Annotated in this window: 21 protein-coding genes, 1 pseudogene and 1 riboswitch; of the genes and pseudogenes, 10 read left to right on the forward strand and 12 right to left on the reverse strand. The window is 71.3% G+C overall.

Annotated features, from left to right (window positions below; genetic code table 11):
- Positions 1-6 precede the first annotated feature (6 nt).
- Positions 7-1062, reverse strand: coding sequence for a glycine oxidase ThiO (gene thiO, locus FHR33_RS39220; protein ID WP_183658912.1), 1056 nt, complete (start codon positions 1060-1062; stop codon positions 7-9).
- A riboswitch (TPP riboswitch) is annotated at positions 1051-1165 on the reverse strand. Its footprint overlaps the gene before it by 12 nt.
- Positions 1166-1222: 57 nt before the next feature.
- Between thiO and FHR33_RS39225 the strand changes: the two genes are divergently transcribed.
- From FHR33_RS39225 to thiE, 3 genes are read left to right on the forward strand one after another with little or no spacing between them, the layout of a single operon-like run.
- On the forward strand, positions 1223-2398 hold the full coding sequence (locus FHR33_RS39225) for an NAD(P)/FAD-dependent oxidoreductase (protein ID WP_312895928.1): 1176 nt from the start codon (positions 1223-1225) through the stop codon (positions 2396-2398).
- 30 nt (positions 2399-2428) lie between these two features.
- The gene (locus FHR33_RS39230; RefSeq protein ID WP_183658916.1) at positions 2429-2803 is read left to right on the forward strand and encodes an Rv2175c family DNA-binding protein; all 375 of its coding nucleotides are present in this window, start codon (positions 2429-2431) and stop codon (positions 2801-2803) included.
- A complete protein-coding gene (thiE, locus tag FHR33_RS39235; RefSeq protein ID WP_183658918.1) occupies positions 2781-3416 on the forward strand; it encodes a thiamine phosphate synthase in 636 nt (211 codons plus the stop codon). Before FHR33_RS39230 ends, thiE begins: the two co-directional genes overlap by 23 nt.
- A gap of 162 nt (positions 3417-3578) precedes the next feature.
- Here thiE and FHR33_RS39240 read toward each other — a convergent pair whose 3' ends face one another.
- On the reverse strand, positions 3579-4625 hold the full coding sequence (locus FHR33_RS39240) for a polyprenyl synthetase family protein (RefSeq protein WP_183658920.1): 1047 nt from the start codon (positions 4623-4625) through the stop codon (positions 3579-3581).
- Between the two features lie 99 nt (positions 4626-4724).
- On the opposite strand from FHR33_RS39240, the gene metF reads away from it, so the two are divergent.
- Entirely contained in the window at positions 4725-5645 is a 921-nt protein-coding gene (gene metF / locus FHR33_RS39245) for a methylenetetrahydrofolate reductase [NAD(P)H] (protein WP_183658922.1), read from the forward strand.
- Positions 5646-5753: 108 nt separating this feature from the next.
- Here the strand turns inward: metF and FHR33_RS39250 are convergent, their stop codons facing one another.
- Both FHR33_RS39250 and FHR33_RS39255 read right to left on the reverse strand, forming a co-directional pair.
- Complete coding sequence (locus FHR33_RS39250) at positions 5754-6299, reverse strand: GNAT family N-acetyltransferase (protein WP_183658924.1); 546 nt, start codon at positions 6297-6299, stop codon at positions 5754-5756.
- Positions 6296-6772, reverse strand: a complete 477-nt coding sequence (locus FHR33_RS39255; RefSeq protein ID WP_183658926.1) for a YbaK/EbsC family protein — start codon at positions 6770-6772, stop codon at positions 6296-6298. The genes FHR33_RS39250 and FHR33_RS39255 overlap by 4 nt, the downstream gene beginning before the upstream one ends.
- Positions 6773-6870: 98 nt before the next feature.
- Here FHR33_RS39255 and FHR33_RS39260 point away from each other — a divergent pair, with 98 nt between their 5' ends.
- The gene (locus FHR33_RS39260; RefSeq protein ID WP_183658928.1) at positions 6871-7698 is read left to right on the forward strand and encodes a L,D-transpeptidase family protein; all 828 of its coding nucleotides are present in this window, start codon (positions 6871-6873) and stop codon (positions 7696-7698) included.
- 189 nt (positions 7699-7887) lie between these two features.
- Here the strand turns inward: FHR33_RS39260 and FHR33_RS39265 are convergent, their stop codons facing one another.
- Both FHR33_RS39265 and FHR33_RS39270 read right to left on the reverse strand, forming a co-directional pair.
- Positions 7888-8871 carry an aldo/keto reductase gene (locus tag FHR33_RS39265; protein WP_183658930.1) on the reverse strand — a complete coding sequence of 328 codons (984 nt, stop codon included), beginning with the start codon at positions 8869-8871 and terminating at the stop codon, positions 7888-7890.
- A 340-nt stretch (positions 8872-9211) separates the two neighbouring features.
- Positions 9212-9826, reverse strand: coding sequence for a TetR/AcrR family transcriptional regulator (locus tag FHR33_RS39270; RefSeq protein WP_183658933.1), 615 nt, complete (start codon positions 9824-9826; stop codon positions 9212-9214).
- An 82-nt stretch (positions 9827-9908) separates the two neighbouring features.
- On the opposite strand from FHR33_RS39270, the gene FHR33_RS39275 reads away from it, so the two are divergent.
- From FHR33_RS39275 to FHR33_RS39285, 3 genes are all read left to right on the forward strand, one after another.
- Positions 9909-11072 (forward strand): cytochrome P450, encoded by a 1164-nt coding sequence (locus FHR33_RS39275; protein ID WP_183658935.1) that lies wholly within the window; start codon positions 9909-9911, stop codon positions 11070-11072.
- On the forward strand, positions 11069-11260 hold the full coding sequence (locus FHR33_RS39280; protein WP_183658937.1) for a ferredoxin: 192 nt from the start codon (positions 11069-11071) through the stop codon (positions 11258-11260). Before FHR33_RS39275 ends, FHR33_RS39280 begins: the two co-directional genes overlap by 4 nt.
- A gap of 315 nt (positions 11261-11575) precedes the next feature.
- Entirely contained in the window at positions 11576-12022 is a 447-nt protein-coding gene (locus tag FHR33_RS39285) for an SAV_6107 family HEPN domain-containing protein (protein WP_183658939.1), read from the forward strand.
- A 36-nt stretch (positions 12023-12058) separates the two neighbouring features.
- Here the strand turns inward: FHR33_RS39285 and FHR33_RS51050 are convergent.
- A pseudogene (locus tag FHR33_RS51050) lies at positions 12059-12799 on the reverse strand (LLM class flavin-dependent oxidoreductase).
- On the opposite strand from FHR33_RS51050, the gene FHR33_RS51055 reads away from it, so the two are divergent.
- On the forward strand, positions 12773-12916 hold the full coding sequence (locus tag FHR33_RS51055) for a hypothetical protein (RefSeq protein ID WP_246452319.1): 144 nt from the start codon (positions 12773-12775) through the stop codon (positions 12914-12916). The pseudogene FHR33_RS51050 and the gene FHR33_RS51055 overlap by 27 nt on opposite strands.
- Positions 12917-12977: 61 nt before the next feature.
- Here the strand turns inward: FHR33_RS51055 and FHR33_RS39295 are convergent, their stop codons facing one another.
- Positions 12978-13355, reverse strand: coding sequence for a MerR family DNA-binding protein (locus FHR33_RS39295; RefSeq protein ID WP_312895929.1), 378 nt, complete (start codon positions 13353-13355; stop codon positions 12978-12980).
- A 105-nt stretch (positions 13356-13460) separates the two neighbouring features.
- On the opposite strand from FHR33_RS39295, the gene FHR33_RS39300 reads away from it, so the two are divergent.
- The gene (locus FHR33_RS39300) at positions 13461-14243 is read left to right on the forward strand and encodes an MBL fold metallo-hydrolase (protein WP_246452320.1); all 783 of its coding nucleotides are present in this window, start codon (positions 13461-13463) and stop codon (positions 14241-14243) included.
- Positions 14244-14405: 162 nt separating this feature from the next.
- On the opposite strand, the gene bldD is transcribed toward FHR33_RS39300, so the two are convergent.
- The 4 genes from bldD to arcC all read right to left on the reverse strand — a co-directional run bounded on the left by bldD (position 14406) and on the right by arcC (position 18418).
- Complete coding sequence (gene bldD / locus FHR33_RS39305; protein WP_026214021.1) at positions 14406-14900, reverse strand: transcriptional regulator BldD; 495 nt, start codon at positions 14898-14900, stop codon at positions 14406-14408.
- 265 nt (positions 14901-15165) lie between these two features.
- Positions 15166-16050, reverse strand: coding sequence for a universal stress protein (locus FHR33_RS39310; RefSeq protein WP_183658943.1), 885 nt, complete (start codon positions 16048-16050; stop codon positions 15166-15168).
- Complete coding sequence (locus FHR33_RS39315; RefSeq protein WP_183658945.1) at positions 16047-17471, reverse strand: amino acid permease; 1425 nt, start codon at positions 17469-17471, stop codon at positions 16047-16049. Before FHR33_RS39315 ends, FHR33_RS39310 begins: the two co-directional genes overlap by 4 nt.
- Positions 17472-17482: 11 nt before the next feature.
- Complete coding sequence (gene arcC / locus FHR33_RS39320; RefSeq protein WP_183658947.1) at positions 17483-18418, reverse strand: carbamate kinase; 936 nt, start codon at positions 18416-18418, stop codon at positions 17483-17485.
- Positions 18419-18446: the final 28 nt, after the last annotated feature.

Raw genomic sequence — 18446 nt, forward strand, 5'->3', positions numbered from 1 at the left:
CCTTGTCTAGAACCGCTGTGGCGAGCACAGGGCGGCCAGTTCGGGCTCCTCGCCCTGGAGCAGGGCGGTGGTGAGCGGAGCCAGCAGGACTCCGCCTCTGTGATGTCCGGTCGCCAGCGCGAGCCCCCGGCGCACTTCGCCCACCAGCGGCAGGTTGTCGGGGGTGCAGGGGCGCAGGCCCGCCACCACGTCGGCCAGCTCCAGCTCGGTGACGCCCGGCACCAGCTCCCTGGCGTCGCGCAGCAGCTCGTACAGGCCTCCCGCGGTCACCCTGGTGTCGAAGCCCAACTCCTCCTGCGTCGCGCCGACCACCACCTCGCCGTCGCCGCGCGGAACGAGGTACACGGGCGAGCCGTGCACCATGCCGCGCACGCACCTGCCGAGCAGCGGGTGGGGGGAGCGCAGGCGCATGATCTGGCCCTTCACCGGGCGCACGGGCACGTCGGCGAGCTCGCCGCTCCACGCCCCCGCCGCCAGGACGACGCGCTCGCCGGTCAGGATCTCGCCGTCGGCCAGCCGTACCGCGCCGTCGAGCAGGTCGGTGGCGCGGCGAGGGACGACGGGGACCCTCATCGTCTCCAGCGCGGCCAGCAGGGCCGCGGTGACGCGGCGGGGATCCACCCACGCGTCGCCGCCCGCCAGCACCCCGCCCCGCACGGACGGCGAGAGCATCGGCTCCAGGCGACGGCACTCGCGCCCCGTCAGCCGCTCGACGGGCAGCCCCAGCTTGTCCATGAAGGCCGCGAGCTCCTCGAGCGCCGCCAGGTCGTCGGCGCCGAAGGCCACGTCGAGCGTGCCGTGGGCGCGGTAGTCGACGGACAGGCCGCTGTCGGCCTCCAGTTCGGCGGCGAAGGCGGGCCAGCGCTCCAGCGCGGCCAAGCCCAGCCTGAGCAGCGGCTCCTCGGTGTAGGCGACCTCGCTGACGGGGGCCAGCATGCCCGCGGCCGCATGGGAGGCGCCGGAGGCGGGGGCCGGGTCGATCACGGTGACGTCCTGGCCGGCGCGGGCCAGGCGCCAGGCGATGGACAGGCCCACCACGCCGCCGCCCACGATCAGGTCCATCTCGCTCCCTTCGCCGGCATGATCCGGATCAGGTGTCTTGCGGTCGAAGGCCCGTCAAGCCTTCCTCTCAGCCCGGTGTGGCCGGACTCCCGCGCGTCTTCCACCGACCAGCCTACTCACGCCGGACCTCCCCCTTGAACCATTGGTTATGGTCTTGACCGTGAATCATGTCGTGGTGGTAGGTGCGGGACTGGCCGGTGTACGCAGCGCCGAAGCTCTCAGGGCGCGCGGATTCGGCGGCACGATCACGTTGCTGGGGGAGGAGCGGCACCGGCCCTACGATCGGCCACCCCTGTCGAAGGCGGTGTTGCTGGGTGACGCCGACTCCAGCTTCGTCGACTCCGACCTCGAGGGCATGGGGGTGGAGCACAGGGCGGGGGTGTCGGCCAAGGGCCTGGCTGAGGGCGTGGTGGAGACCACCGAGGGCGAGATGGCCTACGACGGCCTGGTGATCGCCACCGGCGCGGAGCCGATCAGGCTGCCCGGCGAGGGCCGCCAGCACGTCCTGCGCACCCTCGACGACGCGCTGGCGTTGCGCGCCGAGCTCGTCCATGGGGCCAGGGTGGTGATCATCGGCGCGGGCTGGATCGGCGCGGAGGTGGCCACGGCCGCCATGAGGGCGGGCTGCGCGGTCACGGTGCTCGAGGCGGGCCCCGCTCCGCTCGCGCACGTGGTGGGCGCCGAGGTGGGCGCGCACACGATCCCCTGGTACGACGGCATCGACCTGCGGCTGAACACCATGGTCGGCTCCGTGGACCCCGGCGGGGTGAGCCTGGTCGGCGGCGGGAGCCTGGAGGCCGACGTGGTGGTGACCGGCATCGGCGTGCGGCCCACGGTCGAGTGGCTGGCCGGCTCCGACATCGACCTGCACAACGGCGTCGTCACCGACGAGCACCTGCGCGCCTCCCTGCCGAACGTCGTCGCCGTCGGCGACTGCGCGGCCTGGTGGTCGCGCCGCTTCCACACCAGGCTGCGCGTGGAGCACTGGGACACCGCGCTCAACGCCCCCGAGGTCGCCGTGGCCAGCCTGCTGGGCGACGAGTCCGTGTACGATCCCGTTCCGTACTTCTGGTCGGAGCAGTTCGGCCACATGGTGCAGTACGCGGGTCACCACCCCGGGGCCCGCCTGGTGCGCCGCGGCGACCCGTCGGCCGCGGCTCCCGTGAGCAGGTGGTCGGTCTGCTGGCTGCACGACGACGACAGGCTGGCCGCCGTGCTGACCGTCAACAGGCCTCGAGACCTCGTCCAGGGCCGTAGGCTCATCGAGGCCGGCCAGCGGCTGGACCCAGGGCGCCTGGCCGATCCCGAGGTGGCTCTCCGTGATTGTGTTGTTTGAGCAAGGACGCGATGTGGTAGTGGTGGATTCGTGACGCTTTCTGTTGCACAGATAGATCGGGAGACCGACCAGCTCGTCGGCGAGTGGCTCACTCTCCCCCAGGTGGCCGAGCGCCTCGATCTGACGATCGGCAGGGCCAAGCAGCTCCTCAAGGACCGCAAGCTCGTCGGCGTACGGCGAGGCGGCGGGGGCCCGCAGGTGCCCGCGGCCTTCCTCGAGGGCAAGGACGTCGTGAAGGGCCTGCCGGGCACGCTCACGCTCCTGCTCGACGCCGGCTACGACGACGTCGAGTCGTTGCGCTGGCTGTTCACTCCTGACGAGTCCCTGCCAGGCTCGCCCATCGACGCGATCAAGGCAGGTCGCCACACCGAGGTCAAGCGGCGTGCCCAAGCGCTCGGTTTCTGAGGCCCGCCTCTACCTCTGCACCGACGGCCGTCGTGCCAGGGGAGACCTGGCCGACTTCCTCGACGCGGTGCTCGGCAACGGCGTCGACATCGTCCAGCTGAGGGAGAAGGGCCTGGAGGCGCGCGAGGAGCTCGCGCTGCTCGAGGTCTTCCGCGACGCCTGCGACCGCCACGGCGCGCTGCTGGCGGTCAACGACAGGGCGGACATCGCCTTCGCGGCCCGTCCCGACGTGCTCCACCTCGGCCAGGACGATCTGCCTGTGCGCGTCGCGCGAGAGATGCTCGGCGACGACATCCTCATCGGCAGGTCCACCCACTCGGCGGCGGAGGCCTCGGCGGCCGCCGTGGAGGAGGGTGTCGACTACTTCTGCTGCGGCCCGATCTGGCCGACCCCGACCAAGCCGGGACGGCACGCGCCGGGCCCCGACCTGCTCAGGCACGCGGCGGGGCTCCCAGGAGCCAGGCCGTGGTTCGGCATCGGCGGCATCGACCTCGGCAACCTCGACGAGGTCAGGTCGTACGGCGTGAGCCGCGTCGTGGTCGTCAGGGCGATCACCGAGGCGGAGGATCCGGGCGCGGCGGCGGCGGAGTTCGCCAAGCGCCTGGCCGGCTGACGCCCGTCACGGGGCGTGCGGGTCGCACCGGCGATCACGCGTGGGCGGCCGGAGAACTCACGGCCGGCATGCGCCGCCGACCCGCGTCGAGCGAGCCGCGTCCGGGGGAGGGGCCCGGGCGGCGGTCGTGTCCAGGGGAGGGGCCGAGGACTCAGCCGCGGGTCAGGTCTTGCGGGAGGTGGCGGCCACCGCGAGGTCGGCCAGCGCGGAGCGCGCCTCGGTGGTGATCGGGGCGTCGTCCAGCGAGGCGAGCGACTCCTCCAGATACCTGGCGATCATCTCCTCGCACTCGTCCAGCGCGCCGCTCGCCTCGATGACGCCGCGCAGCTTGTCCACCCCCTCCGCGTCGAGGTCGGGGTCGCCGAGCAGCCGCCGCACGGTCGCCGCGTCCTCGGGGGTGGCCGCGGCCAGGGTGCGGGCGATGAGCATCGTGCGCTTGCCCTCGCGCAGGTCGTCGCCCGCGGGCTTGCCGGTCTCCACCGGGTCGCCGAACACCCCGAGGATGTCGTCGCGCAGCTGGAAGGCGATGCCGACGCGGTTGCCGTACTCGACGCACAGCTCCTCGATCCACGGCGCGCCGCCGCCTGCGGCCAGCGTGAGGCCGAGCCTGAGGGGCTGCTCCACGGAGTACTTGCCGCTCTTGTAGAGCGCCACCCGCAGCGCGGACTCGAAGGTGTTCTCGCCGTGGGCCTGCTCCAGCAGGTCGAGGTACTGCCCGCACATCAGCTCGGTGCGCATGTGGTCGTGGAAGGGCTGGGTGGCCTCCAGGTTCGGCAGGCCGCTCGAGCGCCACATCTCACCGGACCAGATCAGCAGCAGGTTGCCCAGCAGGACCGCCGCGCCCTCGCCGAACTGCTCGGCCGAGCCGTACCAGTCGCTCTTCTCGTGCAGGCGCTGGAAGCGGCGGTGCGCGGAGGGCATGCCCCTGCGCAGGTCGCTCTTGTCCATCACGTCGTCGTGCACCAGCGCGCTGGCCTGCAGCAGCTCGAGCGAGGCCGCGGCCACGAAGATGCCGGGCTCGTCGCCGCCTCCCGCCGCTCGCCAGCCCCAGTAGCAGAAGGCGGGACGCAGTCGCTTGCCACCCGAGAGCAGTTCCCTGGCCGCGTTGAGCAACGGTGCTAGATCCGGGCCGCTGACGATGGGACGTTGCCGGTCGAGGAACTCACCGAGGGACCGATCCACCTCGGTGCGGAGGGTGTCCATGCTCATGTCAATGAGAGTAACGGGCTGTAGCTGGGGTTTCGATCTCGCGCCTCCGTCATATGGACGTGGCCGCACCGCCCGCCTTCGTACCGGTAGCCTTGGATTATGGCTCTGGGTCGACCCTCCGTCCTTCCCGATCGCGTCCCCACCGTCCGCGATCTGCTCGCCTCCGGCGGCCGCTCCTTCTCCTTCGAGTTCTTCCCTCCGAAGAACGAGGAGGGCGAGCGCCAGCTCTGGCGATCCATCAGGGAGCTCGAGGCGCTGCGCCCGACCTTCGTCTCCGTCACCTACGGTGCGGGCGGATCCACCCGTGACCGCACCGTCGACATCGTCGAGCGGATCGCGCACGAGACCACGCTCACGCCCGTGGCCCACTTCACCGCGGTCAACCACTCCATCCGCGAGCTGCGCCACCTGGTCGGCCGCTTCGCCGACGCGGGCGTGCGCAACATCCTGGCCGTGCGCGGCGACCCGCCAGGCGACCCCAACGGCGAGTGGGTCAAGCACCCCGAGGGCGTCCTCTACGCCGAGGACCTGGTCAGGCTGATCAGGCAGGCGGGCGACTTCTGCGTCGGCGTCGCCGCCTTCCCCTACAAGCACCCGCGCTCGCCCTCCATCGAGGCCGACACCGACTACTTCGTCAGGAAGTGCAGGGCGGGCGCCGACTACGCGATCACCCAGATGTTCTTCCAGGCCGACGACTACCTCCGCCTGCGCGACAGGGTGGCCGCCCAGGGCTGCGAGACGCCGATCATCCCGTGCATCATGCCGGTCACCAGGATGAGCACGATCGCCAGGTCGGAGCAGCTGTCGGGGGCGCCGTTCCCTCCCGACGTCGCCGCCCGCTTCGAGGCCGTCGCCGACGACCCCGCCGCGGTGCGCCGCCTGGGCATCGACCACGGCGCCGAGCTGTGCCAGCGGCTGCTCGACGAGGGCGCGCCCGGCATCCACTTCATCACCTTCAACCGCTCCAGCGCGACGCGCGAGGTCTTCCAGCTCCTGCACCCCGCCGCGCTGACCGTCTGACCGCGAGAGCGTGCCGTACGGCACGCACGCCCGCCGACAAACCCCGGCGTGCGTCCCGTACGGCACGCACGCCGGCAGGCGGAGCCCGGCAGGCCTGCCGGGCGGCCCTCAGCGGAGCGGCAGGACCGCGCCCGCGATCGCGTAGTGCTCGTAGCCGCCGGGGAAGACGAACTGCGTGAGCAGGTCGGTGAAGCCGAGGCTGCGGTAGAGGTGGCGGGCGGCGGTCGGGTGGTCGTGGGTCGACAGCACCGCCGAGCGCTCGGGACGTCCCTCGCACAGTGCGAGGACCAGCGCCCTGCCGATGCCCTTGCCCTGGTAGTCGGGGTGCACGTGGACCTCGGCCAGCTCCAGTGAGTCGCCCAGCCACGCCTCGGCCACCTCGGTGCCCGACCTCTCCTGGAGCGCCTGGTAGACCACGTCGTGCCACCACTGCCCCGGCAGGCCGTGGAAGCCGTAGGCGAAGCCCGCCGTCGTGCCGTCGGGCAGCTCGGCGAACAGGCAGCGGAAGTCCGGATGGGCTCCGTGCCCACGCATGATCGCCTGCCGCCCGGTGATCTGCTCCGCAGGAGGGTGCATGGCGGCGGTGTAGATGCTCATCACCGTCTCCAGACGGTCGGTGAACTCCGCAGGTCCCGTGCCGCGGATCTCGATCACTCGACCTCGACCACCGTGCCGCCGGTGATGCGCAGCAGTTCGTCGAAGGTGGTCGGGAAGACCGCGTGCGGGTGGCCGCCCGCGGCCCAGATCGCCTCGTGCTTGCCCAGCCAGCTGTCGACCAGCGTGCGGATGGGCGCGGGGTGGCCGACGGGGCCGACGCCGCCGATGGGCTGCCCGGTGGCCGCGCGGACGAACTCGGGCGCCGCCCTGCGCACCTTCTCGGCGCCGACCGTGCGGGCGATCAGGTTCACGTCCACGTTGTGCGCGCCGCTGGTCAGCACCAGCAGGGGAGCGTCGTCGGCCTCGAAGAGCATGCTCTTGACGATGGCGCCGACGTCCACGCCCACCGCGGCGGCCGCCTCGGCGGCGGTGCGCGCCGAGTCGGGCAGGACCACGATCTCACCTGTGGCACCCAGCTCACGCAGTGCCGATGCGACGCGGACGGCGTTGGGGTGCAACTTTTCGGGCATGCGCCCACTCTAAACAGATTGACCAACGGATTGCCGAGGCATGGTGGTGCGCTAGGGTCCGTTGATTCAATTGTTAATGATATGAGGGGATGGTTGGCATGTGGGCACGACGTCAGCTCGGTCTGGCCGCGCTCATGACGGCTGGGACCGTCATTCTCTCAACGGGCGGCCCTGCGGCCGCCGCCGTGGACGTGCGGCCCGTGGCGGGGGCCACGCAGGTCGCGTCCGTGAAGGCGGGCATGCCTGTGAAGGCGGGCGCGGCGGTGATGGCCGGCGCGGTCACCGCGCCTGACAAGCCGCTCAAGCTCGGCTCCAAGGGCTCGGCGGTCAAGTGGCTCCAGCAGCGCCTCAAGGACCTGCGTTACCTGCCAGGCAGGGTCGACGGCAGGTACGGCGGCAGCACGCTCGCCGCGGTGTGGGCCTTCCAGAAGGTCAACGGCATCAAGCCGAGCAGCACCGTCGGCAAGCGGACGTGGGCGGCGCTGGAGAGCCCGAAGAGCCCGAAGATCCTGGTGCCAGGCGGCAAGCCCACCAGGGCGGAGGTCAACCTGGCCAAGCAGGTGATGGTCCTCTACGTCGACGGCCAGGTGAAGCTCATCACCCACATCTCCTCGGGCAGCGGCGTGCCGTACTGCGAGACGGCCGTGTGGCAGGGCAAGTCGCAGCGCTTCTGCGGCTCGGCGACCACGCCGACGGGCAACTTCAAGACGACGTGGCGCGCCTCCGGGTGGCACAGGTCCTACCTGGGTCAGCTCTACAACCCGATCTTCTTCAACGGCGGCATCGCCTTCCACGGCGCGCTGTCGGTGCCGCTGTACCCCGCCTCGCACGGGTGCGTGCGGCTGCCGATGAACGTGGCGGGGGTGCTCCCCGGGCTCCTCGGCAAGGGCGTTCCCGTGCACGTCCGCGGCCGTTTCCAGCGCTAGCTCCGCGGTGAGGCAGGCCCTCCGGGTCACGCCACGCCGCCTCGGGCGCCCCGCCGCCAGGCGATCGTGGAAGCCGGCGAGGGCCGGAGGTGACCCGGCCGGGCGTGCGGGCACCGACGAGACGCACCGGCGGGCGCCCGAAGGGCACGGCCCTGCGAGCGCCCGCCGAGGTGGAGCAGGCCGGTGCTCCTACGCGAGGACGTCCGCCTCCTTCGCGGCCCGGTCGAGCGCGGCCAGCTCGTCCTCGGTGAAGTCGAGCCTGTCGACGGCCGCGACGTTCGACTCCAGCTGGGCGGCGCTGGAGGCGCCCACCAGCACGGAGGTGACGCGCGGGTCGCGCAGCGCCCACGCCAGCGACATCTGCGCCACCGTCTGCCCCCGCTCGGCGGCGATGGAGCCGATCGCGCGGACGAAGCCGACCACCTCGGGCGTGACGTCGCTCCTGCCGAGGAAGCGGCCCTCGGCGGCGCGCGAGTCGTCGGGGATGCCGTCGAGGTAGCGGTCGGTCAGCAGGCCCTGCGCCAGCGGCGAGTAGACGACGCAGCCGATCCCCTCGCGCTCCAGCACGGGCAGCAGCTCCGCCTCGATGCCGCGCCTGATCATCGAGTAGCGGGGCTGGTGGACCAGAAGCGGCGTGCCCATCCCGCGCAGCAGGGCGGCGATCTCGGTCGTGGCCTCGGGGCTGAAGTTGGAGACGCCGACGTAGAGCGTCCTGCCGGTGCGGACCATGTGGTCGAGCGTGGCCGCCTGCTCCTCCAGCGGTGTCTCGGGGTCCTGCCTGTGCAGGTAGAAGATGTCGACGAAGTCGAGGCCGAGCCTGTCGAGGGAGCGGTCGAGCGTGGCCAGCAGGTGCTTGCGGGAGTTGCCCTTGCCGTACGGGCCGTCCCACATGGGGTTGCTGCCCTTGGTCGTGACCACGATGTGGTCGCGCAGCGAGCGCAGGTCACGCCGGTAGATCGCGCCGAAGGTGTGCTCGGCCGCGCCGAACGGCGGGCCGTAGCGGTCGGCCAGGTCGAAGTGGGTGATGCCGAGGTCGAGCGCCTTGTGCAGGATCTCCCGCTGGCTCTCCAGAGTTCTGCCGTCGCCGAAGTTGTGCCACAGCCCGAGGGAGATCGCGGGCAGCAGCAGCCCGCTGCGGCCACATCTGCGGTACGGCTGGCGATCGTGGTTCACATCGTTCCTATACGGGTCGGTTGCCTTCCGCGATGCCGGTCAGGAGTGACATCACGGACAAAGGGTGTCTTACACCACGGAGGAGAGGATCACGATCGGCGGCATGGGCCGGTGCCCCTGTCGCCAGCCGGGGGCGCGGCGGGCGTCTGGATCGGCCTGACCGCTCGAGGGTCGCCGTCCTTCTCCAGGGAAGGCCGGGGCGCGGTCGCGCCGGCTGCTGTCGTGGGTCCAGTGGGCCTTCACGTCCACGCAGGGCAGTCGACAGGCGGCCAGGCCATTCCAGTGGCCGGGGGCCGTATCGGGAGCTCCAGGGAGCTCTGAGGGCTTCTGGCCGGGTCTGTCAGGGCGTGCGGCCGAGCGACTGGAGACCTCCCGCGGCGATCTCCGCCGCCCTGCGCGCCGCCGTCCACGCCTGTTCGGGAGTCTCGCCCCTCGTCAGGCTCATGACGGCCGCCAGCTTCGCCGCTCCTACCAAGGAGCCGACGGCGGCCGCGGCCGTCACGGGGTCCACCTCGTCGGGGTAGGCCGAGCACAACGCCTCGGCCAGCCGCCGCTGGCTGTCGAACAGCAGGTGGAGCGCCCTGGCCTGGAGTGCGGGCACGGCCATCATCAGGTGGAAGCGCTCGGTGGCGAGCCTGCCCGTGAGGTCGTCCTCCCACCGTGCGCCCGCCTCCACCACCCGCGCCAGCAGGGCGGCGACCGACTCGCCCGGCAGCCGTCCGCCGATCATGGCCAGGGCCTCGCGCAGGCGGTCGTCGGCGTCGAAGAAGACCACGTCCTCCTTGCCCGCGAAGTAGCTGAAGAACGTGCGTGTCGAGACGTCCGCCGAGGCGGCGATCTCGGCCAGCGTGGTCTGCTCGTAGCCCTTCTGCGTGAACAGCCGCAGCGCGCCCTCCACCAGCGCGCGTCTGGTGCGGGCCTTCTTACGCGCTCGAAGTCCCGTTTCGACCTTCATGCAACCAAGATACTGCACTGATTGAAACTTTGCATCCGATGATGTTTTCTGGGAGGGAGTCGATCCCACGAAGGAGTGCGGTATGACCTACCCGATGAGCCGGCAGCGCAGGCTCGATCCGCCGGACGAGTTGTTCGACGATCCTGCGCCCGTGCGGCCGCTGACGTTCGCGGACGGGCACGTCGGCTGGCTGGTGCGCGGGCACGCGGCCGGCCGTGCCGTACTGTCCGACCCGAGGTTCAGCACCGAGCCCGATCTCCAACATCCGCTCGTCGCCTCCAGGCACCTGCCGAAGGGGCGCGTGCCGCCGGGCTTCTTCCTCCGCATGGACGCGCCCGATCACACGCGCTACCGGCGGCTGCTCACCGGGCATTTCACCGTGCGCAGGATGAACCAGCTCCAGCCTCGCATCGAGGAGATCGCTGCGACCTGCCTCGACGACATGGAGCGCGCGGGGCCGCCCGCCGACCTGGTGCGCGACTTCGCGCTGCCGATCCCTTCGCTGGTCATCTGCGAGCTGCTCGGCGTGCCGTACGAGGACAGGGAGAACTTCCAGAACGAGTCGGCCAGGCTGCTGCGGCTGGACAGCTCTCCCGGAGAGATGGAGTCGGCGGTCGACGACCTGGTCAAGTACTTCTACACGCTCATCGCCCGCAAGCGCGTCGAGCCCGCCAACGACCTGCTCACCGGGCTGATCGGCGGCGGGGAGCTGGAGGACGACGAGATCGCGGGAATGGGCTTCCTGCTGCTGGTGGCGGGGCACGAGACGACCGCCAACATGCTCGCGCTCGGCACGTTCGCGCTGCTGGAACACCCCGAGCAGCTCGCGCTCGTCCGCGACGACCCCGCCGTGATCGACAACGCGGTGGAGGAGCTGCTCCGCTACCTGTCGATCATCCATGTCGGCCCCACCAGGACCGCCGTCGAGGACGTCGTCATCGAGGGCACGACCATCAGGGCAGGGGAGTGCGTCGCGCTGTCCATCCCGGCCGCCAACCGCGATCCCTCCCGCTTCGCCGACCCCTGCGCGCTGGACGTACGGCAGCCGGCGGGCAGCCACCTGTCCTTCGGCCACGGGATCCACCAGTGCCTCGGCCAGCAGCTGGCCAGGATCGAGATGCGGGTCGCCTACCCCGCGCTGCTGCGGCGCTTCCCCTCGTTGCGGCTGGCGGTCCCCGCCGAGGAGGTGCCGATGCGGGCGGACATGAGCATCTACGGCGTGCACAGCCTGCGGGTGACCTGGTGAGGGTCACTGTCGACACGGGGGTGTGCGTCGGGGCCGGCATGTGCGCGCTGACCGTGCCGGCCGTGTTCGACCAGAGCGAGGAGGAGGGCCTGGTCGTGGTGCTCAGGAGCGAGGTGCCCGCAGGTCTGGAGCAGGCGGTCAGGCGGGCGCTCACCCTCTGCCCCTCGGGCGCGCTGGCGGCTGTTTGATCGAACCTGTGTTCGCGGAATCGGTTGACATCCTCGGTCATCGAAATTATGTTCGATGACGACGTGAGGCTCGCGGCTCACGTCGAAGGACCTGGTCGCGGGCGTCGCCACCCCCAGGCGGAGCCCGCGGTCGGGTCCCCCGGGCGAAGGGTGCGTCCTCGTCGTCGGCGGAGACGAGTGGGCGTGCCCTGGCCGGACGGGGAGAGGGGAAGCTCCTCGTCCGGCCGCCCGGCGGAAATGTCGGTGGGGTCTGCGACTGTTGACTTCATCGGCGCGAACGCCGGGAGCCGCCAAGACCCCTCAAAGGAGGCTGGCATGACGACACGGCTCAGTGACACGCACGGGCCCAGGCTGTCGCCTGCGGTCAGGGCACATCTCACCGATTCACGCGGCTGCCTGGCCGAGGCCGCGACGGCCCGCACCCCCGCGTCCCGATATGTGGCCGCCCACCTGGCGGCACTGCGCGCGGCGGCGGCGATCCTCGCCGCCCGTCCCCGTCCGATGGAGGGCCGCAGGCGGCGCCTGCGCAGCGCGTGGGAGCTGCTGCCCGAGGCCGAGCCCGAGCTCGCCGAGTGGGCGGGCTACTTCTCGATCAGCGCCGCCAAGCGTGCCGCCGCGGAGGCCGGCATGGTGCGCGGCGTGACCCTCGCCGACGCCGACGAGCTGCTGGCCGAGGCCGAGACGTTCGTCTCCACGGTCGAGCAGATCCTCGGCGTCCCCGGCCAGCCCGTGCTGCCGGTCACCATCCCCCTCGCCGGCTGACCCCGCACCCGTCGGCCCCGCCAGGGAGGCCAGCGTTCAGAGTTCCGCTCGCACCGGGGCGATGATCTCGTCGGTGAGCCGACGGGGCCACGCCTCCGGGTGCGGCGTGGGCAGGCTCAGCACGATGTGCCCCATCCCCGCCTCCACCGACTCCCACACCGTCTTCCGGCACCGCGCCGCGTCGTCGTACGACACGATCGTCTGGACCGACCTGACGATCTCGCGCGGATCACGCCCGATCGCCGCACAGTGATCGTCCGGCACCCTGCCGCGCTCGGCGATCCACGCGACCAAGTTGTGCGGCGGCCCCGGGACGTACCAGATGTCGGCCTGCTCGGCCACCAGCCTGTGCATCCTGTCGCCCCATCCGCCGATCAGGATCGGCGGGCCGGGCCGCTGCACGAGTTCACGGTCCCCGTGCAGTGTGTAGTGCCGCCCGTCGAGTCGAAGAGTACGACGGCCACGAGCACCACGCCTCTGCCGCCGACCGCCGCCGCGATCTCGGCCGTCGCGCCGCCCGGCTCAGCCCGTAGGCCGCGTACTCCTCGGCGGCAGGGTTGCGGCCGCCCTCCGGCTGCCGAGTGCCGCCGACGCCGAGGCCCATCACCAGCCGCCCTGCGAGATCACGTCCACGGTGGTGGCGATCTTCCCGAGGACGGCGGGCTCGCGGATCCTGTCGCCGGTCACGAACAGCCCGAGACGCAGGCGCCGGGTCTGGGCGGCCAGAGCGCCCAGCAGCGTCCAGCCCTCGTGGACGGGGCCCCACTGGGGGAGCAGGGCGCGCGGAGCCCCACCCGCACCCTGCGGGCCCTGGCGACGGCCCCGGAGGACGCGACGGCCCGCACCCTGCGGGCCCTGGCGACGGCCCCGGAGGACGCGACGCCGGAGGCCTGACGCCGGAGGGTGGTCAGGCAGGAGGGGCGGCTGGGAAGGAAAGGCCTCCGAAAGAGGTCAGTCAGCTCGCGGAGTCGGGGGTCTCGCCGCGCACGACCTGTTTGAACTCGGGGCAGGACACCAGCGGGTCGTGGGTGCAGGAGGCCGCGTGGCGCAGGCTGTCGCGCATGCGGGTGAGCTGGGCGATGCGCCCGTCGAGCTCGTCGGCCTTCTGCGCCACGCGCTCGCGCAGCGCCTCGTCGGACGGCCTGGCGTGCAGCAGGGCGGCGATCTCGGTCAGGGTGAACCCCGCGCTCCTGGCGCAGGCGATCAGCGCCAGGCGGCTGAGCGTCTCAGGCTCGTAGGCCCTTCTGATCCCGTTGCGGCCGACGGGGCTGATCAACCCCTTGCGCTCGTAGAACCGCAGCGCGGAGGCGGCCAGCCCGGACCGCTGCGCCACCTCCCCGATGTCGAGCAGGCTCCCGGGAGCCTCCTTGACTTGAACCGCGCTTCAAGTAGCAGTGTAGGCCGCATGACAAGAGTTCACCATTTGAACCTGGGGTCCATGCGCGTCCTCGACCCCACCTACGAAGGCCTCGAGTCCGCGGCCGCTGTGTGCCACGCGCTGCTGGTCGAGACCGACGCGCACGGGCTGGTGCTGGTCGAGAGCGGGCTGGGCCTCGACTCCGTGGACAGGCCGGCAGAGGTCCTCGACCCCGAGTGGGTGGAGCTGGTCTCGCCGCGGCTCGACAGGGGCGAGACCGCGCTGAGCCGGGTGGCCGAGCTGGGCTACGACCCCGCCGACGTCCGGCACATCGTGCTGACCCATCTCGACGTCGATCACGCGGGCGGGCTTCCCGACTTCCCCGAGGCGCGGGTGCACGTCATGGCGGCGGAGTACGAGGCGGCGATGGCCGAGGGGCCGAGCCGCCGCTACCGTCCCGCGCACTGGGCGCACGGGCCGCGCTGGGAGACGTACGGCACGGGCCATGGCCAGGAGTGGTACGGCTTCGCGGGCGTCCAGGCGCTGCGCGGGCTGCCTGAGGAGTTCCTGCTGGTGCCGCTGGGCGGGCACACGGCCGGCCACGCGGCGGTCGCCGTACGGGCGGGGAAGGAGTGGCTCGTGCACGCGGGCGACGCCTACTTCTACCACCGGGAGCTGGACACGGGCAGCCCCGAGTCGCACCCGCTGCTGGACATCGTGCAGCTCGACTCGCAGGTCGACGCCGAGCTGCGGATCGCCAACCAGGGCAGGCTGCGGGAGCTGGCGAGCGGGCACGCGGACGAGGTGAGCGTCTTCTCCGCGCACGACCCGTGGGAGTTCGCCCGATTCACCCAGCGGTCCTGACCCCTGGGCAGGTCCGCTGGGTGAATAGGGCGCCGGGCCTGAAGTCTGGGGCAGGCCCCTTGCAGAGGCGGGCCTGAGGTGCGGGGCGGACGGCGAAGGGCGGACGGCGAAGGGGCGCCTCCGGAGATTCCGGAGGCGCCCCTTCGTCCGGGCGTGAGGGGGTCAGAAGGACTCGACGGCGCGGCGGGCCTCCGCGTCGAGCACGCCCCAGCTGATCAGCTCCTCGGTCAGCTCACTGGGCGACTTGTCGTAGATGACGGCAAGCGAGCGCAGGTCCTCCTGGCGGATGGACAGCACCTTGCCGTTGTAGTCGCCACGCTGGCTCTGGATGGTGGCCGCGTAGCGCGCCAGCGCCCCGGCCTTCTCCTTGGGGAGCGTCGCCAGGCGCTCAAGGTCGATCACAAGCTTCGGCGTCGGCCCGAGCGGGCTGGGCGCCGCGCCACCGGGCAGCAGCTCGGAGACCGGCACGCCGTAGAAGTCGGCAAGCTCGGCAAGCTTCTGCACCGTGACCGCTCTGTCGCCCCGTTCGTAGGAACCCACGACGACCGCCTTCCAGCGTCCGCGCGACTTCTCTTCGACTCCGTGCAGGGACAGCCCCTGCTGGGTGCGGATGGCGCGGAGTCGTGCACCCAGCGACTTGGCGTACTCAGACGGCATCGTGTGGCCCCCCGGCTCGTTATGTACAGCTCTCAGTAGATTGTGCTCCCTTGCGGCTTGTGCCTGGACCACCGGGGGGTTGACGCCCGAACGGGCACCTTCGGTAGCCGTGGCTTTGGGGTTTTACCCCAGAACGCCGCGAGGTGTGGTTACGGACAGTGACGGTAAAGCTGTGGGAGCCGAAGGTCAAGCTGATTGGAAAAAAGATGCCGAATCCGGTCCGGGAGGGTCCGCCTCAAAGGTCACCGTTGTCCCTTGAGTAACACTACTTCGTCAGTGTTTGCCGAGAACCGAACGGCTCTCGGGTGAGGACGAGCACCGGACGCGGTGCCGCCCGTATGATCTTGACCGATGTGTCCCCGAGGAAGACCCGGCGTAGCGGCCCCGACTCGCTGGAGGCGAGGATGATCAGTTCGCCCTTCCGCCATTCGGTCTCCGCCAACGCGGTCGTGACGTTCCTGCCCTCGAGCGTCTCCACCTCGACCTCACGGCGGCGGCCCTCGACGGCCCGTTCGAGGTCGGCCGTGGCCTGCTCGCGCAGGTTCCCGAGCATCTGCTGCTCGATCCTGGCCCTGTTCGCGCCCACCACCAGCGTGACCAGGCGCAGCGGCACGTCCAGAGCGGCGGCCACGCCGACCGCGACGCTGACCGCGGAGTCGCAGCCGGGTCCTCGCCGGTAGGCGACGGTCAGCCTGTCGACGCGCGAGGGCAGGTCCTCGGCGTAGCCCTTGGGCGTCAGGAGCACCGGCACGGGCGAGGCGTGCAGGAGCTGGTCGGCCGTGCTGCCGAGCGAGATGCGCCCCTTCGACCCGCGCGGGCCCGAGCCGATCACCACGGAGTCGACGTCGGAGGTGCGGGCCAGCTCCACGAGACCGCGTCCGCTGCCCCTGTTGAAGCGGGTGATGTAGTCCGCCTGCTCGCCCGCGACCTGGCGCGCCTGGTCGAACCCCGCTGTGGCCTGCTCCTTGAGATAGGCCCGCCACGCGCTCTCGTCGGCCCTGCCGGGGCCGGGCGAGGCCCACGGAGGGGGCTGGATGGTCGCGACCGTCAGCTTCGCCTCCGCCTGACGTGCCAGCAGGACGGCGAGCGCCAGTCCGTCATGGCCGCGGGAGTCGGGCAGGAAGCCGGCGAGGACATGCTCGATCTTCATCGGACGCTCCCTTCGTTGAGGCGCGAGTGGCCGAAGCCGTACAGGAAGTAGGCCACCAGGCCCACGCCGGTCCACAGCAGGAAGGCCACCCAGGTGACCCAGGCCAGCTCGTACATGAGGAGCACACAGAAGATCACGCCGAGGATCGGTGTGATCGGGAACAGCGGCGTGCGGAAGGTGCGCGGCAGGTCCGGCCTGGTACGGCGGAGCACGAGCACCCCGATGTTGACGATGGTGAAGGCGAACAGCGTGCCGATGCTGGTGGCCTCGGCCAGCTGCCCGAGCGGCACGAGCCCGGCCAGCACGGCGACGAACACGCACACGATGAGGGTGTTGGCGACCGGCACCTGGCGGCGCGGGTCGACGCGCTGGAAGACCTTGGGGATCAGCCCGTCGCGCGACATCGCGAACAGGATGCGGGTCTGGCCGTACAGGACGGTGATGACCACGCTGGCGATCGCGATGACCGCGCCGAAGGAGACGATGAGCCCAGGCCAGGTGGCGCCGGTGGCCAGGTCGACGATGAGCGCGAGGCTGGCCTCGGTGGAGTCGGGGTCGAAGTCGGTCCACGGCATGGCGCCGATGGCCGCCAGCGCGACCAGGACGTAGATCACCGTGACGACGGCCAGCGAGAGGATGATCGCCAGCGGCAGGTCGCGCCTGGGGTTCTTGGCCTCCTCGCCCGCCGTGGACGCGGCGTCGAAGCCGATGTAGGAGAAGAAGACCTGGGCGGCGGCGGCGGTGATGCCGGCGGCGCCCATGGGAGCGAAGTTGGCGAAGTTGCCCGACTGGAAGGCGGTGAAGGCCACCACGCAGAAGAAGGCGAGCACCGCGACCTTGATCAGCACGAAGATCGAGTTGGCCGTGGCCGACTCCGAGGCGCCGCGCAGCAGCAGCCAGGTGGCCAGCACCACGATCAGGATGGCGGTCAGGTTGACCACGCCGCCCTGGTCGCCGGGGGAGTGGGTGATCGCCGCCGGCAGCGTCCAGCCGAAGGCGCCCTGGAGGAAGGTGTTGAGGTACTCGCCCCAGCCCACGGCGACGGCCGCCACCGAGACCGCGTACTCCAGCATGAGGCACCACCCGCACACCCACGCGACGATCTCGCCGAGCGTGGCGTAGGCGTAGGAGTAGGACGAGCCGGACACCGGGATCGTCCCCGCGAGCTCGGCGTAGGACAGCGCGGAGAACAGCGCGGTGATGGCGGCCAGCACGAAGGCCAGCACGACCGCGGGCCCCGCCTTCGGGACGGCCTGGCCGAGGATGACGAAGATCCCCGTGCCCAGTGTGGCGCCGACGCTGAACAGCGTCAGCTGCCACAGGGACATGGTGCGGCGCAGTTCGCCGCCCTCTCCGTGTCCGCCCTCCGCCACGATCTGGTCGGTGGGCTTGGTGCGGAACAGCCGCTCGACGAGCGCCACGCGGAGCCTCCTTACAGGGTGCTGGACAACGGCCAGGTGGCGTTCGGAGTGATGATCGTCCCCGCCGTGCCCTCCAGGATCGACATGGCCTCGTCGAGCTTGCCGATCGCGGCCATGTCGCCCGTGGTCTCCACGAACCTGCAGACCGCCTCCACCTTCGGCCCCATGGAGCCCTCGGGGAAGTCGATCGAGCGCAGTTCGTGCGGAGTGGTGTGACTGATGTCGCTCTGCCGGGGCGTGCCGAAGTCCCTCATGACGCGCGGGACGTCGGTGAGGATCAGGAACGCGTCGCACTCCAGCGACTCGGCCAGCAACGACCCGGTCAGGTCCTTGTCGATGACGGCCTCCACGCCCGACAGCCGGCCGTTCTCGTCACGGATGACGGGGATGCCGCCGCCTCCCGCGCACACCACCGTGACGCCGTCGCGCACCAGCTTGCGGATCAGCCTGGTCTCGACCACGCGCTGCGGCTTGGGCGAGGGGACGACGCGGCGCCAGTACTGGCCGTCGGGCTTGACCGTCCAGCCGTACTCCTCGGCCAGCTTCCGCGCCTCCTCCTCGTCGTAGACCTCGCCGACGAACTTGGTCGGGTCGTCGAAGGCGGGGTCGACCGCCGACACCAGGGTCTGGGAGACGATCGAGATCACCTGACGGCCAGGCAGAGCGTTCTGCAGCGCCTGCAGCATCCAGTAGCCGATCATGCCCTGCGTCTCGGCGACCAGGGTGTCGAACGGGTAGGGCCTGGTCAGGTGGGGGTCTGACGTGCTCTCCAGCGCCAGCACGCCCACCTGCGGGCCGTTCCCGTGCGTGATGATCAGCTCGTGCCGCTCGGCGACCTTCGACAGCGTCTTGAGCGCCACGGCCACGTTCGCCCGCTGCGTGTCGGCGTCCGGCTTCTCGCCGCGCTTCATGAGCGCGTTGCCCCCGAGGGCGACCAGTACCCGCATCGCTCAGTCTCCGAGGGTGGCGAGGTGT

Source organism: Nonomuraea dietziae (assembly GCF_014195505.1).
In the GTDB taxonomy this organism is placed as follows: Bacteria; Actinomycetota; Actinomycetes; order Streptosporangiales; family Streptosporangiaceae; genus Nonomuraea; species Nonomuraea roseola.